Annotated in this window: 21 protein-coding genes and 1 other RNA gene; 14 read left to right on the top strand and 8 right to left on the bottom strand. The window is 58.4% G+C overall.

Features of this window, described 5'->3' with window-relative positions; genetic code table 11:
* Window positions 1-18 precede the first annotated feature (18 nt).
* Entirely contained in the window at window positions 19-882 is an 864-nt protein-coding gene (locus tag NUW46_RS16915) for a hypothetical protein (RefSeq protein WP_418140746.1), read from the top strand.
* On the opposite strand, the gene NUW46_RS16910 is transcribed toward NUW46_RS16915, so the two are convergent.
* Both NUW46_RS16910 and NUW46_RS16905 read right to left on the bottom strand, forming a co-directional pair.
* The gene (locus tag NUW46_RS16910; RefSeq protein ID WP_136629248.1) at window positions 879-1,766 is read right to left on the bottom strand and encodes a chemotaxis protein; all 888 of its coding nucleotides are present in this window, start codon (window positions 1,764-1,766) and stop codon (window positions 879-881) included. The two genes, NUW46_RS16915 and NUW46_RS16910, sit on opposite strands and share 4 nt — an antisense overlap.
* 190 nt (window positions 1,767-1,956) lie before the next feature.
* Complete coding sequence (locus NUW46_RS16905) at window positions 1,957-2,553, bottom strand: exopolysaccharide biosynthesis protein (RefSeq protein WP_418140745.1); 597 nt, start codon at window positions 2,551-2,553, stop codon at window positions 1,957-1,959.
* Window positions 2,554-2,796: 243 nt separating this feature from the next.
* Between NUW46_RS16905 and NUW46_RS16900 the strand changes: the two genes are divergently transcribed.
* The gene (locus tag NUW46_RS16900) at window positions 2,797-3,621 is read left to right on the top strand and encodes a substrate-binding periplasmic protein (protein ID WP_418140744.1); all 825 of its coding nucleotides are present in this window, start codon (window positions 2,797-2,799) and stop codon (window positions 3,619-3,621) included.
* Between the two features lie 70 nt (window positions 3,622-3,691).
* Here NUW46_RS16900 and ssrA read toward each other — a convergent pair.
* The 3 genes from ssrA to smpB all read right to left on the bottom strand — a co-directional run bounded on the left by ssrA (window position 3,692) and on the right by smpB (window position 6,185).
* Window positions 3,692-4,056, bottom strand: a transfer-messenger RNA (tmRNA) gene (gene ssrA / locus NUW46_RS16895).
* Between the two features lie 90 nt (window positions 4,057-4,146).
* Window positions 4,147-5,565 carry a wax ester/triacylglycerol synthase family O-acyltransferase gene (locus NUW46_RS16890; RefSeq protein WP_418140743.1) on the bottom strand — a complete coding sequence of 473 codons (1,419 nt, stop codon included), beginning with the start codon at window positions 5,563-5,565 and terminating at the stop codon, window positions 4,147-4,149.
* A gap of 140 nt (window positions 5,566-5,705) precedes the next feature.
* The gene (smpB, locus tag NUW46_RS16885) at window positions 5,706-6,185 is read right to left on the bottom strand and encodes an SsrA-binding protein SmpB (protein ID WP_064229984.1); all 480 of its coding nucleotides are present in this window, start codon (window positions 6,183-6,185) and stop codon (window positions 5,706-5,708) included.
* 200 nt (window positions 6,186-6,385) lie between these two features.
* Between smpB and NUW46_RS16880 the strand changes: the two genes are divergently transcribed.
* From NUW46_RS16880 to NUW46_RS16870, 3 genes are all read left to right on the top strand, one after another.
* The gene (locus tag NUW46_RS16880) at window positions 6,386-8,008 is read left to right on the top strand and encodes a sodium-dependent transporter (RefSeq protein WP_418140742.1); all 1,623 of its coding nucleotides are present in this window, start codon (window positions 6,386-6,388) and stop codon (window positions 8,006-8,008) included.
* A 72-nt stretch (window positions 8,009-8,080) separates the two neighbouring features.
* Window positions 8,081-8,527 carry a type II toxin-antitoxin system RatA family toxin gene (locus NUW46_RS16875; RefSeq protein WP_209400075.1) on the top strand — a complete coding sequence of 149 codons (447 nt, stop codon included), beginning with the start codon at window positions 8,081-8,083 and terminating at the stop codon, window positions 8,525-8,527.
* Entirely contained in the window at window positions 8,524-8,814 is a 291-nt protein-coding gene (locus NUW46_RS16870; protein ID WP_418140741.1) for an RnfH family protein, read from the top strand. The genes NUW46_RS16875 and NUW46_RS16870 overlap by 4 nt, the downstream gene beginning before the upstream one ends.
* On the opposite strand, the gene NUW46_RS16865 is transcribed toward NUW46_RS16870, so the two are convergent.
* On the bottom strand, window positions 8,808-9,134 hold the full coding sequence (locus NUW46_RS16865) for an outer membrane protein assembly factor BamE (protein WP_418140740.1): 327 nt from the start codon (window positions 9,132-9,134) through the stop codon (window positions 8,808-8,810). The genes NUW46_RS16870 and NUW46_RS16865 overlap by 7 nt on opposite strands.
* A 122-nt stretch (window positions 9,135-9,256) precedes the next feature.
* Between NUW46_RS16865 and fur the strand changes: the two genes are divergently transcribed.
* On the top strand, window positions 9,257-9,667 hold the full coding sequence (gene fur, locus NUW46_RS16860; RefSeq protein ID WP_069181924.1) for a ferric iron uptake transcriptional regulator: 411 nt from the start codon (window positions 9,257-9,259) through the stop codon (window positions 9,665-9,667).
* 94 nt (window positions 9,668-9,761) lie between these two features.
* On the opposite strand, the gene recN is transcribed toward fur, so the two are convergent.
* Window positions 9,762-11,441, bottom strand: coding sequence for a DNA repair protein RecN (recN, locus tag NUW46_RS16855; RefSeq protein WP_418140739.1), 1,680 nt, complete (start codon window positions 11,439-11,441; stop codon window positions 9,762-9,764).
* A 255-nt stretch (window positions 11,442-11,696) separates the two neighbouring features.
* Between recN and grpE the strand changes: the two genes are divergently transcribed.
* The 7 genes from grpE to greA all read left to right on the top strand — a co-directional run bounded on the left by grpE (window position 11,697) and on the right by greA (window position 21,461).
* Window positions 11,697-12,299 carry a nucleotide exchange factor GrpE gene (grpE, locus tag NUW46_RS16850; RefSeq protein ID WP_418140738.1) on the top strand — a complete coding sequence of 201 codons (603 nt, stop codon included), beginning with the start codon at window positions 11,697-11,699 and terminating at the stop codon, window positions 12,297-12,299.
* Between the two features lie 92 nt (window positions 12,300-12,391).
* A complete protein-coding gene (gene dnaK, locus NUW46_RS16845; RefSeq protein WP_136631393.1) occupies window positions 12,392-14,317 on the top strand; it encodes a molecular chaperone DnaK in 1,926 nt (641 codons plus the stop codon).
* Window positions 14,318-14,395: 78 nt separating this feature from the next.
* Window positions 14,396-15,526 carry a molecular chaperone DnaJ gene (dnaJ, locus tag NUW46_RS16840; protein WP_153637481.1) on the top strand — a complete coding sequence of 377 codons (1,131 nt, stop codon included), beginning with the start codon at window positions 14,396-14,398 and terminating at the stop codon, window positions 15,524-15,526.
* A 26-nt stretch (window positions 15,527-15,552) separates the two neighbouring features.
* Window positions 15,553-16,353: a 4-hydroxy-tetrahydrodipicolinate reductase gene (dapB, locus tag NUW46_RS16835; protein ID WP_349342446.1), complete on the top strand. Its 801-nt coding sequence runs from the start codon at window positions 15,553-15,555 to the stop codon at window positions 16,351-16,353.
* 194 nt (window positions 16,354-16,547) lie between these two features.
* On the top strand, window positions 16,548-17,678 hold the full coding sequence (carA, locus tag NUW46_RS16830; RefSeq protein ID WP_194839040.1) for a glutamine-hydrolyzing carbamoyl-phosphate synthase small subunit: 1,131 nt from the start codon (window positions 16,548-16,550) through the stop codon (window positions 17,676-17,678).
* An 80-nt stretch (window positions 17,679-17,758) separates the two neighbouring features.
* Window positions 17,759-20,977 (top strand): carbamoyl-phosphate synthase large subunit, encoded by a 3,219-nt coding sequence (carB, locus tag NUW46_RS16825; RefSeq protein WP_418140737.1) that lies wholly within the window; start codon window positions 17,759-17,761, stop codon window positions 20,975-20,977.
* A 22-nt stretch (window positions 20,978-20,999) separates the two neighbouring features.
* Entirely contained in the window at window positions 21,000-21,461 is a 462-nt protein-coding gene (gene greA / locus NUW46_RS16820; RefSeq protein WP_064230136.1) for a transcription elongation factor GreA, read from the top strand.
* 79 nt (window positions 21,462-21,540) lie between these two features.
* Here the strand turns inward: greA and yhbY are convergent, their stop codons facing one another.
* Window positions 21,541-21,852: a ribosome assembly RNA-binding protein YhbY gene (yhbY, locus tag NUW46_RS16815; RefSeq protein WP_069181917.1), complete on the bottom strand. Its 312-nt coding sequence runs from the start codon at window positions 21,850-21,852 to the stop codon at window positions 21,541-21,543.
* Between the two features lie 389 nt (window positions 21,853-22,241).
* Here yhbY and ftsH point away from each other — a divergent pair, with 389 nt between their 5' ends.
* Window positions 22,242-24,185, top strand: a complete 1,944-nt coding sequence (ftsH, locus tag NUW46_RS16810) for an ATP-dependent zinc metalloprotease FtsH (protein ID WP_194839041.1) — start codon at window positions 22,242-22,244, stop codon at window positions 24,183-24,185.
* Window positions 24,186-24,235 lie beyond the last annotated feature (50 nt).

The raw sequence follows: 24,235 nt of genomic DNA, 5'->3' as shown, positions 1-24,235 counted from the left end.
ACCCGAGGTAGCGCAGCAATGATCCGTCTCCTTATTCGTGGCCTGATTGCCGCTTTTGCACTTACTATTCTCGCCGGTTGCAGTAAACCCGAGACGCCCCAGGAAGTGGCGGCGGCGTTCTGGCAGGCCATGGCCGAGAATGACGCTGGCGACGTTATGGAATACTCCACCCTGTCGGACACCGCTGCGTTCGACGGTTATAAGCGGAGCTGGACCGATGCCGTGCCCTCGTTCGGGCGGGTCATCATCGAAGATCGGGAAGCCACCATCGTGACCCGCCTGCCCGCCGAGGCGGGTACCGAAGGCGAACGGCTGGAGTTGGTGACCTACCTCGTGCGCCTCCAGGAGCAATGGCTGGTGGATTACGATCGCACCGGAGAGGCCATCCTCAATCCCTCACCGTTCAACAGCATCATGGGTGAGCTCAGCCGGCTTGGCGAGGAGCTCAGTGCCCGTTTCTCCTCATCTTCTGATGAGTTTGAGCAGCAAATGGAGCAGTTGGCTCGCGACCTGGAAGCCTATTCTGATGAAATGGGCCGGCAGGCAGAAAGCGCCATGAATGAATTCGGTCAGAAACTGCAGGAAGCCATGCGGGAACTTGAGCGGGCGGTGGAGGAAGCCCTGAAAGACAGCGAGCCGACACCGGAGGAGGACCGGGTGATTCTGGAGCAGGCTGCCCGGGACCTGGATCGCAGGGCCGATGAATTGGGCGACCCGACCATGGAATCCCTCGCCAACGCCAGCCGCACGGTGGCGGAAACCGGCGAACGCTTCACCCGCCTGAGTGAGGATACCCAGGAACGTTATCAGGATGAGTGGCAGCGAAAGTTGGCTGAGATGCGCGCCGATGCCGAGGAATTCATCCAGCAGCTCAGGCCCTAACGGGCCTGTTCGGCGCCTCTGAGCATGGCCTGAAGCAGTTCCTCGGCATCGAACTTCGTCAGGGCTTCGTTGGCACCAACCTGATTGGCGTAGCTCAGGCTCATTTCGCTGTTCAATGATGTATGCAGAATGATGTAGGGCTGCTTCAGTGCGGAGTTGTCCCGCACATTGAACGCCAGCTCGTACCCGTCCAGCCCCGGCATCTCGATATCGCTGACCAGAATATCCGTGGGCCGGCCCAGTTCGTGATCGCGCAGCAGGATCTGCAGGGCGTCATCGCCATTGGACGTTACCTGGTAGGGGATGTCCTTGCTGTCCAGCACATCCGAGAGCTGCTTCCGGGCCACCTGGGAATCGTCCACCATGAGTATGTTCAGGGCCTTGAGGGTCTCACTCTGCACATCTGTGAGAACCACCTCCTGGGTGTCCAGGGATTCCGGGTACACCTTGGCCAGCAGCAATTCCACGTCCAGCAACTGGATGATATCACCATCCACGTCCAGCAGGCCGGTGATAAAGGCCTTGTTGCCCAGGGCCTTGGGCGGCGGCATCACTTGCTTCCAGTCGGTTTCGATAATCTGCTGAACGCTGCGCACCAGAAAGCCAATTTCCTGGCGCTGGATGTCCGTGATAATAATCGAGGCCTTTTCCTGTTCTTCCCTGCTTAGCGGTGGGTAGCCCACGGCCGCGGCCATATCAATCACCGGTACGGCGGATCCCCGGAAGGTGGCCGTGCCGATGACCGCATGATGGCTGTGAGGCAGTTTTGTCAGACGCATGAAAGGCAGGATTTCCCGGATCTTCAGGGTACCGATCCCGAACAGACGTTCGCCGGAAAGCCGGAACAGCAGAAGTTTCTGGGTCTGCTTCGCTTTGCTGGACATAAAACCGGATCCTTTCAACTGCAAAAGCCCCTGAGGCAGGAGCTTTTCAAGAAATGGGTTCAGCAGGCTGAATAACGGGCACTTTGAAGCCCGCAAGCCAAGGGTATGTAGCAATAGTAGCAGCTTTACCGTAAATCGGGATTCAGAAGGATTGTTTCAAATGGTGACAGCCCCCCTCTTTGCCAGGGTGTCACCAGGGAAGATTGTTTAAAACGAACCAGGCAGTGCCACCGGTCGCCAGGATCGCCACCAGGGCGAGCAGGCCATCCCGCGCCACAATAGCCAGGCCAAAGGCCATCAGGGCAATGCCGGCACCGTTGGCGCTGAATGGGATTACCTCCATCAGTGGCATGGCAGCGGCAACGGCCATGCAAATGATGGCGATAAGATATTGCCCCGGCCCGCGAACCAGCCAGAGCAGCCGCTGTTTCGTCCAGCGATCCATAAAGCGGGCTGGCCTGGCCATCCAGTCCAGGCCCCTGGCAAGCTTTTCTCTTTCAATGTTCCGGCGGGCCAGCTTCGACGGAATCCAGATTGAATGTCGCTGGAACACCAGTTGTCCCAGCGTGAGCAGCACCATCAGCCCTAGCAGGGTGGGTACCCCGGGGATGTCACCGATCAGCGGCGCCAGGGTGATCACGCCAGCAATCAGAACCAGCGGGCCGAATGAGCGCTCACCGACGGCTTCCAGTATATCGCCCACAGACACCTGTACCTGTCCGGCGGTATTCGAGCGGAGGCGTTCCAGAAGCTCTGTGAGGCTGGCCGGGTCGTCTGGCTGGTTCATGGGGTTGGTGAGGGCTCCGTTACCGTGTGCTCCAGACACTACCCTGATTTGATGCTGATTGCATGACGACAGGATGACGGAAGCGTTAGTCCTGGATCGGTCTTGTCGACGGTTTTGAGAGCAGGCCTCAGTGGTCTATAGTGAACCTAACTCTCTTTGTTGGCGGCACCAAAGATGTATCAAGGCAAGAGTAACGGAGTTCCGTTCTCACGGTTTTTGCCCTCGCCCTCGTTCGGACCGTTCATGCGTCAATTTGCTTTGGTCCTGGTTTCTTTTCTGGGTTTTTCAGCCTCAAGCTATGCCGACTGCGATATTTCCTTGCGCTGGGATGATGATCCTCCCTATTTCATGGTCCAGGAGGGCGACGTGGTTGGCATTGATGCCGATCTGGTTCGTGAAGCCATGGAGCGGCTTGGGTGCGGTCTTTCACTGAAAAAACTGCCATGGGCGAGAGCGCTTCTGGAGCTGCGTGACGGGCGCGTGGATATGCTCTCCGGTGCCTACCGGACGCCCGAAAGAGAGCAATATGCCTATTACTCCAACGTGGTGGGCCTGGTATCCCCCAATATCCTGTTTATCCGGCGGTCGGATGAGGCCAGGTTCGACCCGGTCGGATTGAGAGAATTGCTGAAATCGGGCTTCCGGCTCGGCGCCCAGATCAACGTGTCCTACAGCGACGAATACAATGCCCTTATCCAGAATCCGGACTACGAAAAAAACATACAGTATGTTTCCCGCCGGGAGTCGCTCTGGAAAATGCTGGCCCGCAACCGGGTAGACGGTGTGGTCGCCAGCAGGCTCACGGGTCTGTACGAAATTCAGGCGTTGGGACTGTCAGGCATGATTACGTCCAGCTCGATGGTCGTGTCCAATAAACCGGCGTTCTTCGTTTCCTCCAAAGCATCGGTCAGTTCCGAGTTTGTGGCGGATTTTGATCGTGTGCTGCAGGCAATGCTGGACGACGGGACCTATGCGGCCATTGTGAATCGGTATGTTTGCGGTACCGGCGATTCTTGGCTGGCTGAGGCGCAGGCGGACATGGGCACATGCCCGTTGGCGATTCGTTGATGTTCGGCCAGGTTTTCCAGAACGCATAACGAGAAAAGCCCCTGAAATCAGGGGCTTTCTCTTGGTTGTTTGGTGGAGACGGCGGGAATTGAACCCGCGTCCGCCAGTACTCAGCCTTGAGGTCTACATGTTTAGCGTCTCTCTATTGATTTAAGTTCAAGCGACCCGAGAGCCAGGGTGCAAGAACCGAGTTCTTTAAATCTTAGCCGTTAACCAGTGAACTCTGGGTAACGGAGCATCCCGTAAGCGATGACGTCCTGAGATGTTGCTTCCGGGCTACGGGCGACCCGGTCAGGACGACTAGCAGCTTACGCTGCTAGTGCGTAGTTTTCGTCGTTTGCGACTATTGCGTTGCAGCTTTGGATTAACGAGATTGGCTGCCATCTCGACATGCACTCAAGGGTTCGCCACCGGCGTCGAAGCCATGTCGTCCCCTTCTGATCAGTATATGTGTCCGGTTTGCCGGACTTCAAGGTTTGTTTGTTGCAGTTTTGTGCTTTCAGGGCTGTAGATGTACCTACAGTCCTAGCTTGCCTTGCGTTCAATGGCATCCTGTCGGCCGGCAAGAGCCGCGTGGCTCAGGGCCTCGAAGCTTCCCCGGAAGTAGCTCATCACGGCATCGGGGTCGGCATGGATGGCTTTGTCCACGGTAATGCCGAATTGCACGGTGCCTGCATAACTGAGAATACTCATGCCGATACCGATACTGCCGCTCTGGGGCACCCAGAACATGGGCTGGGTCACCTTGCTGCCTGCCAGGTACAGAGGCTCTTTGGGGCCGGGCACGTTGGTCAGCACGGCGGACGCCTTGTTGCTCAGCAGATCCAGTGCCCGCCGCTCAATAACATCGGGGCCTCGCCCGAAAATATCAAGCAGGCTATAGGTAACCTGTGCCTGATAGGAGCGCTTGAGCCGGTTCATGTTCTCCTGTACCTGGCGGAAGCACATGAGCGGGTCTTGTATCTCCACCGGCAGCGTGACCAGTACCAGGCCAAACCTGTTGCCGAGGGTTTCTATGGGTTGATCCAGAGGCCTCAGGTTGAAGGGCACGGCCACGCGGATTCCGCATTCGGGGATGGTTTCTCTGTGGGCCTTGAAATGTCGCTGCAGAGCCAAGGTGACGGTGCAGAGCAGGGCATCGTTGATGGTGCCGCCCAGGGCCTTGGCACACGCTTTCACTTCGTTCAGGTCCAGGGGATCCGCCCAGGCTACCTGCTTGCGTCCGGATAGTGGTTCCTTCAAACCAGTTTTGGGCTCTACCGGAGCCAGGCCGAGTTTGAGAAGGTCCAGAGCCACGCCACTGGCGGTCGTCGCCAGTTTCAGGGGGTAGTTGGGCTCTTCCCGAACAGACTGGATAAACAGTTTTGCCTGATTGGTGGCGGCTTCCGCGCTGTCTACGGCACGGTGCAGGAAGTTCTTGACGGTCGATCGCTGGCGGCGTTTCGAGCGACGCTTGCGAGCCACTTTCTCCAGCCTGGGTTCCGGCGTTTTGTCGGTGAGTGACAGCATCACCCGCACCAGCGAAATGCCATCGGCAATGCAATGGTGAATACGGATCAGCAGGGCGCCACCGTCGCCGTAGTTGTCGATGTAGTGCATTTGCCAGAGCGGTTGCCGGAAATCCAGCGAGGTGCTGTTCATGTCACTGACCAGCTTCTGGAGTTCGGCTTTGTCGGCCTTGCCCGGCAGGGCGATGCGGTGCAGGTGGTTGTCCAGATCGAACAGCGGGTCGTCCTGCCAGTAGGCCCGGTCGCCCGTATCTATCACCCGCTGCCTGAACCGGTCGAAGCAGAGAAATCGCTCCTCCAGCGTATGCCGGAAGCGGCTCATTGAAAGCGGACGCTCCAGAGTCCACACCCCACAGATCATCATGGGGTTCTGGGGTGAGTCCATGCGCAGCCACGCGCGGTCCACGGCAGACATTGGTATCTGTTTGGGTGACATAAGCGGCTCCCTTTGCCCTGCACCAGAGTTCCCGAGTATAGGCCTGTAGGAATTCTGAACAAAGAGAATGAGTATGCGACATACCCGCCAACGCCGGACATGACCGGCGTCAGGTATTTGCTAATTCGTGGGGGATGGAATCAAACGTTGGCTTCGCGCAGGATACGCTGCTTCTGGCGGTTCCAGTCGCGCTCTTTCTCGGTGGCGCGCTTATCGAACAGCTTCTTGCCTTTAACCAGGGCAATTTCGCACTTCACCTTGTTGTTTTTCCAGTACAACGCCAGCGGAATGCAGGTATAACCGGCCTGGTTCACCTTGCCGACGATCTTGGCAATTTCCTTGGCGTGCAGCAGGAGTTTGCGGGTACGCGTCGGGTCCGCGATTACGTGGGTGGATGCTGCGATCAGCGGGGTAATGTGGGAGCCAAGCAGCCAGGCTTCGCCGTCCTTGAGCAGCACATAGGCGTCCACCAGTTGGGCCTTGCCCGCGCGGAGGGATTTCACTTCCCAGCCCAGGAGGGCGAGGCCCGCTTCAAAGCGTTCCTCGATGTGATACTCGTGCTTCGCCTTCTTGTTCAGCGCAATCGTGTTGCTCGGCGTTCCGGGTTTTTTCTTGCTCATGAATCAATGAATCCGGGTTCGGACGAATGAACGGGCCGGCCTTGCTGCAGCCGGAAAAAGGCGCATTGTAGCCCAACACTGCCAGACCGGTCACGAATTCAGCGTTGTGGCGGTTTCTGGCTCGTGTGCGATGGGATCCTTCAGCTACAATACTGGCCCAGACCTTCTCCCCGACCTGTTCAGTGGCCTCAGGGAAGCGAATGCCTAAGCCGTATCAGACACATATCGGGTCTTTTACCCGAAAATCAACCTTCTTCTGGGCCGCGGTGGGCGCTACCGTGGGGCTTGCCAATCTGTGGCAGTTCCCCTACCTGGCCAGCCTGCATGGTGGCGGCCTCTTCATCCTGCTTTACCTTGCCTGTCTGCTGCTGGTTACCCTGCCGCTGATGGTGACCGAAGCGGCCATTGGCCGCTATGCCCGTCACGGCATTGTCCTCGCTATGGACGGGCTGATCCGCAGTGCCAAGCAGTCCCGTGCCTGGATGGCGGTGGGCCGGCTCAGCATACTGGCGGCGTTCCTGGTGCTTTCGTTCACCGCTGTGTTCGGCGCCATTGCCCTGGCTTACGTGTTTTTCGGGGCGCTCGGCCGGTTTTCCGGTGCCGGCGAGCCGGAGGCAACCGGCATTCTGGCCGGCCTGGTATCCGACCCCAAGGCATACCGGGTTTTCATGGGTTGGCATGTCTTTTTTCTGTTGCTGGTGTTGTGGGTCTCGGCCCAGGGGGTGGTGAAAGGGTTGGAGCGGGCCCTGCGAGTGGTGGTGCCGGGCGCCCTGGTGCTGATGCTTGTGCTCTTTGCCCTGGCAGCCTGGCACGGGCGGGTCGACGGCGCCATCGATCACATCCTGGCAATGCATCCTGAGGATCTGTCCTGGGAGAGCCTCAAGGCGGCGCTGTTTCATGCCTTCTTCACGCTTGGTCTCGGCATGGGCGTCTGGGCCATACTGGGTTCCTACACCACCTCCCACACCCGTCTGAAGCGCTCGATTCTGGCGGTGGTGCTGATGGATACCCTGGTGGCCATCCTGGCAGGCCTGATGATTTTCGCGATTGCGACCGACGGCAACAGCTTTGACGGTGAGCGAGGCTTCAGCCTGCTGTTCGTCTCCATGCCGGTCACACTGGCCCAGTTGCCGGCAAGCCAGTTTGTGATTGCGGCCGTATTTTTGCTGGTGGTGCTGATTGTCTGGACCACATCCCTGAATTTGCTTGAGCCGATTGTTGGCTGGTTCCGGGAGTGGACGGGCGCGCCGAGAAAACTGTCGGTGTTGCTCATTGGCCTGGCCGTGTGGCTGGCGGGGCTTGCCTCTCTGCTCTCTTTCAATGTCTGGGCAGAACAGCGGGTTGGCGGCGCTACCCTGTTCCGCTGGCTCGAACTGGTTACCGGTGGTTTGCTGATTCCCCTCGTGGCCATCCTGGTAGCGCTGTTTACGGGCTGGTGCCTGACCAGGCATCTTTCCGGTACCATGCTGGGCGCAGCGCCAAGGCTCTTCGCTGGCATCTGGTTCTGGGTGATGCGCCTTGTTCTACCTCTGGTCGTCGCCTGGATAGGGGTGCAGTACACGGCCTTTTCACTGGCGAATCTGTGCAGCAATGGCAATGCGGCGGCCTGGTGCGAGCGGCCTGCAAGCCTGCTCTCAGAGGTTGATGAGGCGCCATCGAACGATCGGTCGCCTGCCGGGACACCAGCACAATCCGATGAGCAGGCGGAAGGAGACAGGGCGACGCCTGCGGCCGACCAGAAGTCGCCCGAAAAGGACGAGAGCGGTGGTAAGCCAGGCGAAAAAGCCCCAAAACAGGACGATATCCTTTATCATAGCGTGTGATTGAGGCTGTCTTCATTTCCAGAAGTCTGCAACCTTTTCACAGCGTGTTTGCAAGCAGGACAACCGGTTCCAATGCCCCATCAGATTGATAAAACAGCTTTGGTTATGCACTCCGCCGAGCGCATGTTTCACCTGGTCAACGATATTGCCCGTTACCCGGAGTTTCTGCCCTGGTGTGCGGGAGCGGAGATTCACGAGCAGGAGCCAGAGCAGATAACTGCGTCCCTGGAGATCGCCAAGGGTGGAGTTCGCCACAAATTGACGACCCGAAATCAGTTGCTGATGCCCGAGGCAATCGAGATGAATCTGGTGGACGGCCCTTTTCGAAACCTGACGGGCCGTTGGCACTTCAAATCCCTGGATGAGAACGCCTGCAAGGTGATCCTTACGCTGGAATTCGAGTTTTCCGGATCGCTTTCAAGGATGACCTTCGGGCCGGTATTTAGTCAGGCGGCGAATACCATGGTGGATGCATTCTGTCGTCGTGCCGATGAGTTGTACCGGAAGGAGGGCGCATGATTCAGGTGGAAGTGGCCTATGCGAGGCCTGACCGGCAGGAAATTATTCCGGTGAATGTGCCAGAGGGAACGACTGCTCTTGAGGCTGCCAAGCTGTCAGGAATCACCGATATTTTTCCGGAAATTGATCCTGACAGCATCGATATGGGTGTTTTTGGAAAGGTGATCAAAGACGCGGCCGCCCACGAGTTGCGTGAAGGCGACCGGGTGGAACTGTATCGCCCGCTGAAGATCGATCCCAAGCAGGCGCGATTGAACCGGGCCAAAAAGAAAGACCGGGCTCAGTAAGCCGGCGTTTCTTCCAGCAATTGGGCCTCGTAATAGGCGTACTGATCGCCTTCGTAGTACACGATAATTCTTTGTTCCTGGATGTCTCCACCCTCTCTCTGGAACGTATACACGTAGTACTCGCGGGAGGGATCCACCGGGTTAAGCATAAGGGGCGTTCCCATCACGGCGTGCACCTGGCTGCGGGGCAGGCCTTCGGTCAGCTGCGTCAGCTCCTCATCGGTAACGATGTTCCCCTGCTGGACGTTGATCTTGTAAACGCCCGGGAAAACGCAACCGGATAGAACGAGAGTGAGAATGAGAGCTGTGAGCTTTTGCATCGCCGGGGGAAATCCTCTATCTTGAAATCGCCTGCCAGAGGCAGGTGTGACACGGGTTGACCGTTCAATGGCGGCTTCATCATACCGGAAGCCGTGAGGCACACCAAAGAGTGAATAGTAACATGTCATCTGAAAACGCCGAATTACGAAAAGTCGGTCTGAAAGTGACGCTGCCACGCGTAAAGATCTTCAACATCCTGGAGACTGCGGAGGAGCATCATCTTAGCGCCGAAGATGTGTACAAGAAGCTTCTGGATCAAGGCGATGACGTGGGGCTGGCAACAGTCTACCGGGTGCTGACCCAGTTTGAGGCGGCGGGCCTGGTTCTCCGCCACAACTTCGAAGGCGGCCACGCCGTTTTCGAGATGGCTGGCGACGATCACCACGACCACATGGTTTGCACCCAGACTGGTGAAGTTGTCGAGTTCGTCGACGAGATCATTGAAGAGCGCCAGAAGAAGATCGCCGAAGAGCACGGCTACGAAATCGTCGATCACAGCCTGATTTTGTACGTAAAGCCCATCAAGTCCTGAACCTGATCCAGTCAGCCTGACAAAAAAAGGGGCGGGTTTTGCCCGCCCCAACAGCTCTCAGGATCGAGAGGGGTAGTGGATCGTTGCGTGCGGCTCAGTGATGAGTTGCCTGCCCCTTCGAAAACATTTCCCGGGCATGAGCGATCGTGTGTTCGGTCATGTCAACGCCTCCCAGCATTCTCGCCACTTCACTGATTCTGCCCTGATCGTCCAGCGTCTCGATTTTCGAAAAGGTTGCATCCTGCTCGGTAAACTTGCTGACAAACAGGTGCTGATGGCACTGGGCTGCTACCTGCGGCAGGTGGGTAACGCACAATACCTGGCCATTGCTGCCAAGCGTCCGGAGCAGTCGGCCAACCACTTCGGCCGTGCCACCGCCAATGCCTACGTCCACCTCATCGAAGACCAGGGTAGGTGTGGTTGAGGTCTGGGCGACCACCACCTGGATGGCAAGACTGATCCGTGAAAGCTCGCCGCCGGAGGCCACTTTGGCCAGTGGCCGCGCCGGCTGGCCCGGATTGGCACTGACCAGGAATTCTACTTCTTCCAGCCCATGAGGTGCCGGCTCCTCACCGTTGTTACGATTCAGGTGGGTAATGAACTGCATGTTGGGCATGCTCAGCTGGGCAAGTTCGGCTGCGACCCGCTGATCGAGTTCGGCTGCTGCTTTGGCGCGGGCCTCTGACAGCTTGCCGGCCAGATCGTCGAAACGTCCTCGTTGGCTTTCCAGCTCTGCTTCCAGTTGTTCCAGGCTGCCTTCGCCCCCGTCCAATTCCGCCAGCTCCGCGCTCAGGCGCTGATGCAATTCCGGTAATTCCTCCGGTGTGATCCGGTGTTTGCGAGCCATCTGGTAAATAGCGCTAAGCCGCTCTTCCACTTCCGCCAGGCGAGCCGGATCGGCCTCATAATCTTCGACAAAATGACGCAGGTTGTCGCCGGCTTCGCTGATCTGGATCTGGGCTTCGTTCAACATCTGGATGGTGTCGGCCAGCGCGGGCACGTCCACGGGAAGCTGTTCCAGTTGTTGCAGTGCCTGGCGAACCAGGTCGGCTGCGCTGGTCTCATCTTCGGTGCAAAGCAGCGCAGCCTGGTGGCTGCTGTGCAGAACCGCGTCGGCCTGGCTCAGTTGCGCCTGCTCTTGTTCCAGTTGTTCCTGTTCGCCGTCTTCCAGAGCCAGGCGGTCCAGTTCTTCCACCTGGTAACGCAGCAGTTGCAGCTTGGCCTCCGCTTCGTCGGCGTTCTGCCGGCGCTCGGTCAGCCGTTGGCGGATCTGGTTCCAGGTTTTCCAGGCCTCGTGGGTGTCGGCGGCCAGGGCTTCAACGCCGGCAAACTCGTCCACCAGTTTGCGGTGGGTGTCCTTGCGTAACAGCGACTGATGTTGATGCTGGCTGTGAATGTCCATCAACAGCCCGCCAAGTTCCTTCAAATGGTTCAGTGGGCAGGGCTGGCCATTGATGTAGGCCCGGGAGCGGCCATCCTTGCTGATCACCCGGCGCAGGATGCAGTCGTTGTCGTCATCCAGTTCGTGCTGGGCCAGCCATTCGCCCGCTTCGGGAATATTGGACACATCGAAGGTGGCGGTAATATCAGCGCGCTTGGCGCCATGGCGGACAGCTCCGGCATCTGCGCGCCCGCCCATGGCCAGGCCCAGGGCGTCCAGTACGATAGATTTGCCAGCGCCGGTCTCGCCGGTGAGCGCCGTCATGCCCTTGTTGAACTGGAGTTCCACCCGTTCGGCGATGGCGTAATTGGAAACCGTAAGTTGAGTCAGCATGCAGATAACCTCCGCGTTTTTCCTGAGACCGGCAAAACACTGTGGATGTATACAGTTGCTGTGAATATATACAGGGTTTTTGTTGTTTGCAAATCGGCGGATGGGATTTTCTTCAGGAATGCAGGCATTGGTGGTTGAAACCTGAAGAGCGGGCCCCATATCCGTTCGCAACGACATTTTCCGGCTCGCTGCGGCCGGAGCCCATGTTTAACCGGCCACTGACAGCGGGCCGCATTCGAACAAGCAGGAGTAGCCATGAGCACTGACGAGAACCGGAACGAGCACGAGGAACTGAATGAAGCCCTCGAGGCTGCCAAAGAGGAAGCCCAATCTGCCGAAGGCGAGGCTGGAGAAAACGGCGAAGTCTCCGAAGTGGAAGCGCTCAAGGCTCAGGTTCAGGAGTTTCAGGAGCAGATGCTGCGCTCCCAGGCGGAGATGCAGAACGTTCGGCGTCGCGCCGAAATTGATGTGGAAAAAGCTCACAAGTTTGCCCTTGAAAAGTTCGTCAAGGAGTTGCTGCCGGTTGCGGACAGTCTTGAGAAGGCGGTCGAGAGCACCGAAGGGCACGAGGAATCGGGCGAGTTGGTGGCGTCCATCCGTGAAGGTGTGGAAATGACACTGAACCTGTTCATGTCCAGCCTGAAGAAGTTCAACGTTGAGCAGCTTAACCCTGTGGGCGAACCGTTCGATCCCCAACAGCACGAAGCCATGTCCATGGTGCCCGCGCCTGATGCAGAACCAAACAGTGTGGTTGCCGTGGTTCAGAAAGGCTATCTGCTGAATGGTCGGGTTGTGCGGCCGGCGATGGTGATGGTCGCCAAGTCGGAAGACGCACCAAAAATTGATGAGCAGGCTTGAAAAGCCGATTAAAGCGCCAATATAGCCAGTAAATAGCGAAAGCGGAGGCTAATCCCCTCCGGGAAAGCATTCAGAAGAATTGGAGTGACTCAATGAGCAAAATTATCGGTATCGATCTGGGAACGACCAACTCCTGTGTTGCCATCATGGATGGCGATAAGGTGAAGGTAATTGAAAACGCCGAGGGTGATCGCACCACCCCGTCCATCATTGCCTATACCGATGATGGTGAAACTCTGGTTGGCCAGTCAGCCAAGCGTCAGGCGGTAACCAACCCGAACAATACCCTGTACGCCATCAAGCGTCTGATCGGTCGTCGTTTCGAAGACGATGTTGTTCAGAAAGACATCAAGATGGTGCCTTACAAAATTACCAAGGCGGACAACGGTGACGCCTGGGTAGAAGTGAAAGGCGAAAAGATGGCGCCGCCGCAGGTGTCTGCAGAAGTTCTCAAGAAAATGAAGAAGACTGCAGAAGACTACCTGGGTGAGAAAGTGACCGAAGCGGTTATCACCGTGCCGGCCTACTTCAACGATAGCCAGCGTCAGGCTACCAAGGATGCAGGCAAGATCGCCGGTCTGGAAGTAAAGCGGATCATCAACGAGCCGACCGCGGCCGCCCTGGCCTATGGCCTGGACAAGAAGAGCGGCGACCGCACCGTGGCCGTGTACGACCTGGGTGGTGGTACTTTCGACCTGTCCATCATCGAAATTGCCGATGTTGACGGCGAGCACCAGTTCGAGGTTCTGGCCACCAACGGTGATACTTTCCTCGGTGGTGAAGACTTCGACCTGAAAATCATCGAGTACCTGGCAGACCAGTTCAAGAAAGACAGCGGCATCGACCTGCGTGGCGACTCCCTGGCGATGCAGCGTCTGAAAGAAGCTGGCGAGAAAGCGAAAATCGAGCTTTCCAGCAGCCAGCAGACCGACGTGAACCTGCCGTACATTACGGCCGATGCGTCCGGTCCCAAGCACATGAACGTGAAGCTGACCCGTGCCAAGCTGGAATCCCTGGTGGAAGACCTGGTCCAGCGCAGTCTTGAGCCCTGTAAGGTGGCTCTGGAAGACGCAGGCATGAAGGCCGGTGAAATCGACGAGGTTATCCTGGTCGGCGGTCAGACCCGTATGCCGCTGGTTCAGGAGAAGGTTAAAGAATTCTTCGGCAAAGAAGCCCGCAAGGACGTTAACCCGGACGAAGCCGTGGCCATGGGTGCTGCGATCCAGGCAGCCGTTCTGTCTGGCGACGTGAAAGACGTGCTGCTGCTGGACGTAACCCCGCTGACCCTGGGCATCGAAACCATGGGTGGCGTGGCCACTCCGCTGATCGAGAAGAACACCACGATTCCGACCAAGAAGTCGCAGACCTTCTCCACAGCGGACGACAACCAGACCGCCGTTACCATTCACGTGGTTCAGGGTGAGCGCAAGCAGGCGAACCAGAACAAGTCTCTGGGCCGCTTCGACCTGGCAGACATTCCGCCGGCACCGCGTGGCGTACCGCAGATCGAAGTTACCTTCGACATCGACGCCAACGGTATTCTGAACGTGTCCGCCAAGGACAAGGCTACCGGCAAGGAGCAGTCCATCGTGATCAAGGCCTCTTCCGGCTTGAACGATGACGAAATCGAGAAGATGGTTCGCGATGCCGAAGCGAATGCTGAAGAAGACCGCAAGTTCGAAGAGCTTGTTCAGGTGCGCAATCAGGGTGATGCCATGGTTCACGCCGTTCGCAAGACCCTGAGCGAAGCCGGAGACAAGGTCAGCGACAGCGAGAAAGAGTCTATCGAGGCTTCCATCAAAGAGCTGGAGGAAGCTCTGGAAGGTTCCGACAAGGAAGACATCGAAGCCAAGACTCAGAAGCTGACTGAAGTCTCTTCCGAGCTGGCCCAGAAGATGTATGCAGATCAGGCTGATCAGGCGCAGCAGGCCGGTGGGCAGGAGCAGGCCCAGGGCCAGCAGTCTGACGACGCCGTCGACGCTGAGTTCGAAGAAGTCAAAGACGACGACAAGCGGTAAATCTGACGTACATCAGGCAGTTGGAAAACGCGGGGAGCTCCCCGCGTTTTCCGCGTTTAAAAACAGGGTTTTAAAAGCATGGCCAAACGCGATTATTACGAGATTCTCGGGATTTCCCGGGACGCGGACGAGAAGGAAATCAAGCGAGCCTACCGAAAGCTCGCCATGAAGTACCACCCCGACCGTAACCCGGACGACACCGAAGCCGAGAACAAGTTCAAAGAGGCCAGCGAAGCCTACGAAGTACTGGCAGAGCCGTCCAAGCGGGCTGCCTATGACCAGTTCGGCCATGCCGGCGTGGACGGCCAGGCCGGCGGTGGCGGATTCGGAGGCGGCGGTGCCAGCTTCTCGGATATTTTCGGCGATGTGTTCGGTGATATCTTCGGTGGTGGCGGTGGTCGTGGCCGCAACACCCGTGGCGCCGACCTGCGCTACACCCTGGAGTTGGATCTGGAGGAAGCTGTAAAAGGCAAGACGGTCCAGATCAAGATTCCGGGGCATCGTGAATGCGAAGTGTGCGACGGTAGCGGTGCCGAGAAAGGCTCCCAGCCGGAAACCTGCAGTACCTGTAAGGGTATGGGTCAGGTGCGCATGCAACAGGGTTTCTTCACGGTGCAGCAGGCATGTCCGACCTGTCGAGGCTCGGGCCAGATCATCAAGAACCCGTGCAAAGCCTGTCATGGCCAGGGTCGGGTTCAGGAAGAGAAAACACTGTCGGTTAAAGTGCCCCCCGGCGTGGACACCGGCGACCGCATTCGCCTTTCTGGCGAAGGCGAGATGGGCGTCGATGGTGGGCCGCCGGGCGACCTGTATGTACAGATCGCAGTGCGCGAACACTCCATCTTTACGCGCGATGGCCGGAACCTGTACTGCGAAGTGCCCATCAGCATCGTTGATGCTTCCCTGGGTGGAGAGCTCGAAGTGCCGACACTGGATGGCCGGGTGAAGCTGAAGATTCCGGCGGAAACCCAGACCGGCAAACTGTTCCGTCTGCGTAACAAGGGCGTCAGCCCGGTTCGGGGTGGTCCGGCCGGTGATTTGCTGTGTCGCGTGATCGTGGAAACGCCGGTGAACCTCACCAAGCGCCAGAAAGAACTGCTGGAAGAGTTCCAGAAAACCCTGGATGGCAGCAACGGCACCGAGCATGGCCCGAAGAAGAGCTCCTGGTTTGAAGGCGTTAAAAGCTTCTTCGACGAAATGAAATTCTGATCGGCCCGACAAAAAGGAACGCGAGCATGAGGGTAGCAATCATCGGCGCCGCCGGGCGCATGGGAAAAGTCCTGATCGAAGCCGTTGACGGAACCGAAGGCCTTGAGCTAGGCGCTGCGGTCGTCGAGCCGGGCAGTAGCCTGATCGGCGCCGATGCGGGCGAGATGACCGGTATCGGCAAAACCGGCATAAAAATGGCCGGAAGCCTGGCCGATGTGAAGGACGATTTCGATGTCCTCATCGACTTCACCTTCCCGGACCTGACCCTGGAGAATGCTGAATTCTGCAAGGCCAACGGCAAGATGCTCGTCATCGGCACCACCGGCATGTCTGACGCCGAAAAACAGCAGCTGGCTCTGGCCGCCGAAGCAACGCCAGTGGTGTTCGCCCCGAACATGAGCGTGGGTGTCAACGTAGTCCTCAACCTGCTGCGCACCGCCGCTGCAACCCTGGGTGACGACTACGACGTGGAAATCATCGAAGCCCATCACCGCCACAAGAAAGACGCGCCCTCCGGAACGGCCCTGCGCATGGGTGAAGTTGTCGCCGACGCACTGGGTCGCGACCTGAAAGAATGCGCCGTCTATGGCCGTGAAGGCTTTACCGGTGAGCGCACCCGCAAGGAAATCGGTTTCGAGACCATTCGTGCCGGTGACGTGGTGGGCGACCACACCGTTCTGTTCGCCACCGAGGGTGAGCGAATCGAAGTGACCCACAAGGCCAGCAGCCGGATGACTTTTGCCAAGGGCGCCATGCGGGCGGCATTGTGGCTAAAGGACAAGTCGGCGGGGCTTTATGATATGCAGGATGTGCTTGATCTGAAGTGAGTCCATTTCTCATGGACACAAACCGCCATATTTTTTACAATAAGGCGGTTTGACTGCACCAAGCGTACCTTTGCACAAAGTTTCTGAAAAAGCGGGACCGAGTTAAGACTCCGTCTCGCTTTTTTGCAACCTGAATTTGCGCTTGCGTTCCTGTTCGTGACGAACCGATACGCCACTCGATGAGGATACAAGCCTTGAGCACACCCGCAATCCTTGCACTCGCAGACGGAAGCCTGTTCTACGGCAGCGCCATTGGCGCCGACGGAGAAACCAGCGGTGAAGTGGTGTTCAACACCGCCATGACCGGCTACCAGGAAATCCTGACCGACCCGTCCTACTCCCGCCAGATCGTAACCCTGACTTACCCGCACATTGGTAACACCGGTGTGAACGAAGAAGACATCGAGTCAGACCGCATCCAGGCCGCCGGCCTGATTATTCGCGATCTGCCGCTGCTGGCCAGCAACTGGCGCAGCAAGGGAAGCCTGGACGACTACCTGCGAAGCAACAACATTGTTGGTATCGCTGACATTGATACCCGTCGCCTTACTCGCATCCTCCGGGACAAAGGTTCCCAGAACGGTGCCATCGTGGCCGGAGAAAACGCCACCGCCGAGCGCGCGCTGGAGCTGGCCAAAGCCTTCCCCGGCCTGAAAGGCATGGATCTGGCGAAAGAAGTTACCTCCGACAAGATCTGGTCCTGGAGCGAGACCGAGTGGTCCCTGGGCGAGGGCTACGGTGAACGTAAGGAATCCCGGTTCAAAGTGGTTGCCTGGGATTATGGTGTAAAGCTCAACATCCTGCGCATGCTCGCCTCCCGCGGCTGTGACATTACCGTGGTGCCGGCCCAGACCCCGGCCTCCGAGGTGCTGGCGATGAATCCGGACGGGATCTTCCTCTCCAACGGCCCCGGTGACCCCGAGCCCTGCGATTACGCCATCACCGCCATCAAGGAAGTACTGGAAACCGAGATCCCGGTGTTTGGTATCTGCCTTGGGCACCAGCTGCTGGCCCTGGCCAGCGGTGCGAAAACCATGAAGATGGGCCATGGCCACCACGGCGCCAACCATCCGGTGCAGGATATCGCCAAGGGTACCGTGATGATCACCAGCCAGAACCACGGGTTTGCCGTGGATGAGGCAACACTTCCGGCCAACGTCGAGGCGACTCACAAGTCCCTGTTTGACGGTACCCTGCAGGGCATCCGCCGGACCGACAAGCCGGCCTACAGCTTCCAGGGGCACCCGGAAGCCAGCCCCGGTCCCCATGATGTGGCCCCGCTGTTTGACGAGTTTATCCGCCTGATGGAAGCGCGATCGGCCTGAGGTCGATCGCCACGGAAAGCTCACGGGCGCCATATGTAGCGCTGCAAGAATTCAAAAGTTGCTGACAGGTTTACCAAGACATGCCAAAACGTACCGACATCCAAAGCATCCTGATCCTGGGCGCCGGCCCCATCGTGATCGGGCAGGCGTGCGAGTTTGATTACTCCGGAGCCCAGGCCTGTAAGGCACTGCGCGAAGAGGGCTACCGGGTTATCCTGGTGAACTCCAACCCGGCCACCATCATGACCGACCCGGTCATGGCCGATGCCACCTACATCGAGCCGATCACCTGGAAGACCGTCGAGAAGATCATCGAGAAAGAACAGCCGGATGCTCTGCTGCCGACCATGGGCGGCCAGACCGCACTGAACTGCGCCCTGGATCTTGAGCGCCACGGCATCTTGGAAAAGCACGGCGTGGAAATGATCGGCGCCAACGCCGACACCATCGACAAGGCCGAAGACCGCGACCGCTTCGACAAGGCCATGAAGAAGATCGGCCTGGAATGCCCCCGGGCCACCATCGCCCATTCCATGGAAGAAGCCTGGAAAGTGGCCGACGACATCGGCTTCCCGTGCATCATCCGCCCCTCCTTCACCATGGGTGGCTCCGGCGGTGGCATCGCCTACAACCGCGACGAGTTCGAGGAAATCTGTACCCGTGGCCTGGACCTGTCACCGACCAACGAACTGCTGATCGACGAGTCCCTGATCGGCTGGAAAGAGTACGAGATGGAAGTTGTTCGCGACAAGAACGACAACTGCATCATCGTCTGCGCCATCGAGAACTTCGACGCCATGGGCGTGCACACCGGGGATTCCATCACCGTGGCCCCGGCCCAGACCCTCACCGACAAGGAATACCAGATCATGCGGAACGCCTCCCTGGCGGTCCTGCGTGAGATCGGTGTGGAAACCGGCGGCTCCAATGTTCAGTTCGGCATCAACCCGGACACCGGCCGTATGGTGGTCATCGAGATGAACCCGCGGGTGTCCCGTTCCTCGGCGCTGGCCTCCAAGGCCACCGGCTTCCCGATCGCCAAGGTCGCCGCCAAACTGGCCGTGGGCTACACCCTGGATGAGCTGCGCAACGAAATCACCGGCGGCGTCACCCCGGCCTCGTTCGAGCCGTCCATCGACTACGTGGTCACCAAGATCCCGCGGTTCACCTTCGAGAAGTTCCCCCAGGCCGACGCCCGCCTGACCACCCAGATGAAATCCGTGGGTGAGGTCATGGCCATCGGCCGCACCTTCCAGGAGTCCCTGCAGAAAGCCCTGCGCGGCCTGGAAGTAGGCTCCGAAGGCTTTGATGAAAAGCTGGAAGAACTGACCTCGGAAAACGCCCGGGAAACCCTGACCCGGGAACTCAACGTGCCGGGAGCCGATCGTGTCTGGAACATCGGTGACGCCTTCCGCGCAGGCATGAGTGTCGAGGACGTATTCGCCCACACCAAGGTGGACCCCTGGTATCTGGTGCAGATTGAAGACTTGATCAAAGAAGAGCAGGCCCTGAAGAGCGCCGGCAAGGCCGACATCGATCAGGCCACCCTGTTCCGCCTCAAGCGCAAGGGCTTCTCCGATGCCCGCCTGGCCAAACTGCTGGGCATCTCCGAGGTAAGCCTGCGCAAACTGCGACACGACCTGGGCATCCGCCCGGTGTACAAGCGCGTGGATACCTGCGCCGCCGAGTTCGCCTCCGACACCGCCTACATGTACTCCACCTATGAGGAAGAGTGCGAGGCCGACGCCAGCGACCGCGAGAAGATCGTGGTCATCGGTGGCGGCCCCAACCGGATCGGGCAGGGCATCGAATTTGACTACTGCTGTGTCCACGCAGCCCTGGCCATGCGTGAGGACGGCTACGAAACCATCATGATCAACTGCAACCCGGAGACCGTGTCCACTGACTACGACACCTCCGACCGGTTGTACTTCGAGCCGATCACCCTGGAAGACGTGCTGGAAATCATCCACGTCGAGAAGCCCAAGGGTGTGATCGTCCAGTACGGCGGCCAGACTCCGCTGAAACTGGCCCGTGGCCTGGAAGCGGCCGGTGTGCCCATCATCGGCACCAGCCCGGACGCCATTGACCGTGCCGAGGACCGGGAACGGTTCCAGCAGATGATCCAGCGCCTGGGGCTGAAGCAGCCGGAGAACGCCACCGTGCGCAGCCACGAGGAAGGCATCTTGGCGGCCCGGGAAATCGGTTACCCACTGGTGGTTCGCCCGTCCTACGTGCTGGGCGGCCGGGCCATGGAAATCGTCTATGACGAGGAAGAGCTGGTGCGCTACATGCGCAACGCGGTGCTGGTCTCCAACGACAGCCCCGTACTGCTGGACCACTTCCTGAACGCCGCCATCGAGGTAGACATCGACGCCATCTCCGACGGTAAAGATGTGGTGATTGGTGGCATCATGCAGCACATCGAGCAGGCTGGCGTGCACTCCGGCGATTCCGCCTGTTCACTGCCGCCGTACACCCTGTCCCAGCAGGTTCAGGACGAGATGCGCGATGCGGTCAAGAAGATGGCCATCGAGCTGGACGTGATCGGCCTGATGAACGTGCAGCTGGCCTGGCAGGACGGTGAGATCTACGTGATCGAGGTAAACCCGCGAGCCTCCCGGACCGTGCCGTTCGTCTCCAAGGCCATCGGTGTGTCCCTGGCCAAAGTCGCCGCCCGGGTAATGGCCGGCAAGACCCTGGCCGAACTGGGCTTCACCCAGGAAATCATTCCGCGTTACTACGCGGTGAAAGAATCGGTATTCCCGTTCAACAAGTTCCCGGCAGTGGATCCGATCCTGGGGCCGGAAATGAAGTCTACCGGTGAGGTCATGGGCCTGGGTGACAGCTTTGATGAGGCCTTTGCCAAGGCAGCCCTGGCGGTGGGCGAGCGTCTGCCTGCCAAAGGCACCGCCTTCATGTCCGTACGGGATGTGGACAAGCCGGGCGCCGCCAAGGTGGCGCGGGACCTGGTGGAAGCCGGATTCAAGCTGATTGCCACCACCGGCACCGCCAAGGCCCTGAAAGAGGCCGGAATCGAGGTGGATCGGGTGAACAAGGTCCGTGAGGGGCGTCCGCATATTGTGGATGCCATCAAGAACGGTCAGGTTCAACTGATCATCAATACCACTGAAGGTCGCAAGGCGATTTCCGACTCAGCGCAGATCCGCCAGTCGGCCTTGCAGACCAAGGTGACCTACACAACAACACTGGCGGGCGGCGAAGCCTTCTGCCGGGCCATCAAGTTTGGCCCGGAGCGCACTGTACGCCGCCTCCAGGATCTTCACGCAGGAAAGTGAGACTATGGCTGACAGAGTACCGATGACAAAGGCGGGCGAAACCCGCCTCCGCGAGGAGCTTCAGAAGCTGAAGTCCGAGGACCGTCCGCGGGTTATTGCGGCGATTGCCGATGCCCGTGAACACGGCGACCTGAAAGAGAACGCCGAATACCACGCTGCCCGAGAGCAACAGAGCTTTATTGAAGGCCGGATTCAGGAAATCGAAGGCAAGCTCTCAGCTGCTCAGGTTATCGACGTGACCACCATGGAGAACACCGGCAAGGTGATCTTCGGTACCACGGTACATCTGCTGAACATGGACACCGACGAGCAGGTAACCTACAAGATCGTTGGTGAGGATGAGGCGGATATCAAGGCGGGTAAGCTGTCGATCTCCTCTCCCATTGCCCGGGCACTGGTGGGCAAGAGCGAAGGCGATGTGGTTGCGATTCGCGTGCCTTCCGGTACCGTGGAATACGAGATCGAACAGGTCGAATACGTCTGATCCGATCTGCAGGTAACAAAAAAGCCGGCTCGGGTTTCCCCAGCCGGCTTTTTTTGTTCCTGCTTCCCCTGGCGTCAGGTCAGTGTTTGTGGCGCAACAGGTTGGAAAGCTTGGGGTTGGGCTGCTTGGCCCGACGCAAAATAACCGCGATCTTTCCGATGGTCTGGACCAACTCGGCGCCGGAGGACTCGCACAGGGCCGTAATAGCTTCCTGCCTCGCTTCACGGTCTTGGCTGGCCACCTTGATCTTGATCAGTTCGTGGTCGTTCAGTGCGCGCTCCAGTTCTTCCTGGAGTCCTTCGGACAGGCCTTTGTCGCCTACGATAATGACGGGCTTGAGGTTGTGGGCAATGGCCCGGTATTCCCGGCGCTGTTCCGGTGAAAGACTCATGATGTAATCTCTTTATCGGTGCAATTAACAAAAGGTCAGCGGCGAAAGTGCTGACTCAAACGTATAATCGGAGAATTGTACCAGATCGCCCTGCTGTAAAAATGGCCGTTAACACGTACCAACGTGGTTGCTGCAGGCTGAAGGAACCAACCCAGGGGCGACGGGTCAAAATGCTTGAACGAACTGAGCCATATCCTGGGTTGCTGTTGTAATTTCAGATATGGCACCCAATATGAGGGTTAAAGGGTACTTTTCATCGAAGGTAGTTGTGCGTGGTTTGTGGCCGATACGGATGGGCCGTTTCTGGTGGACGGGCGTACAATTGGTGTAAGGTGTCGGAAAAGGGTGCTTTGCGAAAGGCATTCCCTTCAATTCACAGGTGATGATCCTTGAACGATATGGCAAAAAATCTGGTTCTCTGGCTAATCATAGCCGCTGTGCTGCTGATGGTGTTTCAGAATTTCTCTCCCACCACCACCGGCCAACAAGTCAACTATTCCCAGTTTGTGGAGATGGTCCAGCAAGGACAGGTCCGTCAGGTCACAATTGATGGGTTGCAGGTTCAGGGTACCCGTGGTGACGGCTCCCAGTTCCAGACAATCCGTCCCCAGGTGTCTGACAACAAGCTGATGGACGATCTGCTCGCAAACAACGTCGAGGTCATTGGTAAGGAGCCTGAGCGCCAGAGCCTGTGGACTCAGCTGCTGGTCGCTGCGTTCCCGATACTGATCATCATCGCACTGTTTGTGTTCTTCATGCGCCAGATGCAGGGCGGCGGTGGCGGCAAAGGCCCCATGTCGTTCGGCAAGAGCAAGGCGCGCCTGATGAGCGAAGATCAGATCAAGACCACCTTTGCGGATGTGGCCGGTGTTGATGAGGCCAAGGAAGACGTGAAAGAGCTGGTGGATTTCCTGCGGGATCCGAGCAAGTTCCAGCGACTCGGTGGCAGTATTCCGAAGGGCGTTCTGATGGTCGGCCAGCCTGGTACGGGTAAGACCCTGCTTGCCAAGGCCATTGCCGGCGAAGCGAAGGTGCCGTTCTTCTCCATCTCCGGTTCTGACTTTGTCGAGATGTTCGTGGGTGTGGGCGCGTCCCGGGTTCGCGACATGTTCGAGCAGGCCAAGAAGCAGAGCCCCTGCATTATCTTTATCGACGAGATCGATGCCGTCGGCCGCCATCGTGGTGCCGGCATGGGCGGTGGTCACGACGAGCGTGAGCAGACCCTGAACCAGTTGCTGGTTGAGATGGACGGTTTTGAGGGTAACGAAGGCGTTATCGTCATTGCTGCAACCAACCGTCCGGACGTTCTTGACCCGGCACTGTTGCGTCCGGGCCGTTTTGACCGTCAGGTTGTTGTTGGCCTGCCAGACATCATTGGTCGTGAGCAGATCCTCAAGGTGCACATGAAGAAAGTACCCCTGGCTGACGGCGTGGAGCCGGTTCTGATTGCTCGCGGCACGCCCGGGTTCTCCGGTGCGGACCTCGCTAACCTGGTCAATGAGGCAGCTCTGTTTGCGGCCCGTCGCAACCAGCGTCTGGTGTCCATGGAAGAATTCGAACTCGCCAAAGATAAAATCATGATGGGCGCCGAGCGCAAGTCCATGGTGATGAGCGAGAAAGAAAAGCGCAACACGGCGTACCACGAGTCCGGGCACGCGATTGTCGGCCGGCTGATGCCGGAACACGATCCGGTCTATAAGGTGAGTATTATTCCTCGCGGTCGTGCTCTGGGTGTCACCATGTTCCTTCCTGAAGAGGACAAGTACAGCCACAGCAAGCGCTTCCTGATCAGCTCCATCTGCAGTTTGTTTGGTGGTCGTATCGCCGAAGAGCTGACACTCGGCTTTGATGGCGTTACCACCGGTGCGTCCAACGACATTGAGCGGGCGACCAGCCTGGCGCGGAACATGGTGACTCGCTGGGGGCTGTCTGAGAAGCTTGGGCCTTTGCAGTACGATACCGACAGTGAAGAGCCGTTCCTCGGCCGCTCTGCGGGCCAGTCCCAGACGGTGTATTCGCCGGAGACGGCCCAGCGCATTGATGAAGAAGTCCGGAATATCATCGACAGCTGCTACGAGAAAGCCAAGCAGATCCTGATCGACAACCGGGAAAAGCTCGATCTGATGGCCGAAGCCTTGATGAAATACGAGACTATCGACCGTTACCAGATCGACGACATCATGGAAGGTCGCGAACCGCGTCCGCCCAAAGGTTGGGATGGTAGTGGCCCCACTGGAGGCGTGAAGGCCGATGAGCCTGAAGCGGCGCCGGAGCCGAAGTCCTCGGATGACGGCCGTCATCCCGGTGTTGGTCGACCGGCTGGAGAGCACTGACAGTCAGTGGCTTCCGGTTAGAAATAGTGTAGTTCCCTGCGCCGCCCGGA

This window comes from Marinobacter sp. MA (genome assembly GCF_048298425.1).
In the GTDB taxonomy this organism is placed as follows: domain Bacteria; phylum Pseudomonadota; class Gammaproteobacteria; order Pseudomonadales; family Oleiphilaceae; genus Marinobacter; species Marinobacter salsuginis.
Note: the sequence above shows the minus strand (reverse complement) of the source record. Positions and strands in the feature narration are given on the sequence as shown.

Coding starts and splice junctions, on each gene's coding strand:
- yhbY (WP_069181917.1), bottom strand. CDS start 21,852: ATGAGTCTTTCACCGGAACAGCGCCGGGAATACCGGGCCATTGCCCAC.
- NUW46_RS16915 (WP_418140746.1), top strand. CDS start 19: ATGATCCGTCTCCTTATTCGTGGCCTGATTGCCGCTTTTGCACTTACT.
- carB (WP_418140737.1), top strand. CDS start 17,759: ATGCCAAAACGTACCGACATCCAAAGCATCCTGATCCTGGGCGCCGGC.
- NUW46_RS16890 (WP_418140743.1), bottom strand. CDS start 5,565: ATGTCACCCAAACAGATACCAATGTCTGCCGTGGACCGCGCGTGGCTG.
- NUW46_RS16865 (WP_418140740.1), bottom strand. CDS start 9,134: ATGCAAAAGCTCACAGCTCTCATTCTCACTCTCGTTCTATCCGGTTGC.
- NUW46_RS16875 (WP_209400075.1), top strand. CDS start 8,081: ATGCCCCATCAGATTGATAAAACAGCTTTGGTTATGCACTCCGCCGAG.
- dnaK (WP_136631393.1), top strand. CDS start 12,392: ATGAGCAAAATTATCGGTATCGATCTGGGAACGACCAACTCCTGTGTT.
- NUW46_RS16880 (WP_418140742.1), top strand. CDS start 6,386: ATGCCTAAGCCGTATCAGACACATATCGGGTCTTTTACCCGAAAATCA.
- smpB (WP_064229984.1), bottom strand. CDS start 6,185: ATGAGCAAGAAAAAACCCGGAACGCCGAGCAACACGATTGCGCTGAAC.
- fur (WP_069181924.1), top strand. CDS start 9,257: ATGTCATCTGAAAACGCCGAATTACGAAAAGTCGGTCTGAAAGTGACG.
- recN (WP_418140739.1), bottom strand. CDS start 11,441: ATGCTGACTCAACTTACGGTTTCCAATTACGCCATCGCCGAACGGGTG.
- grpE (WP_418140738.1), top strand. CDS start 11,697: ATGAGCACTGACGAGAACCGGAACGAGCACGAGGAACTGAATGAAGCC.
- NUW46_RS16900 (WP_418140744.1), top strand. CDS start 2,797: ATGCGTCAATTTGCTTTGGTCCTGGTTTCTTTTCTGGGTTTTTCAGCC.
- dnaJ (WP_153637481.1), top strand. CDS start 14,396: ATGGCCAAACGCGATTATTACGAGATTCTCGGGATTTCCCGGGACGCG.
- dapB (WP_349342446.1), top strand. CDS start 15,553: ATGAGGGTAGCAATCATCGGCGCCGCCGGGCGCATGGGAAAAGTCCTG.
- greA (WP_064230136.1), top strand. CDS start 21,000: ATGACAAAGGCGGGCGAAACCCGCCTCCGCGAGGAGCTTCAGAAGCTG.
- NUW46_RS16905 (WP_418140745.1), bottom strand. CDS start 2,553: ATGAACCAGCCAGACGACCCGGCCAGCCTCACAGAGCTTCTGGAACGC.
- NUW46_RS16910 (WP_136629248.1), bottom strand. CDS start 1,766: ATGTCCAGCAAAGCGAAGCAGACCCAGAAACTTCTGCTGTTCCGGCTT.
- NUW46_RS16870 (WP_418140741.1), top strand. CDS start 8,524: ATGATTCAGGTGGAAGTGGCCTATGCGAGGCCTGACCGGCAGGAAATT.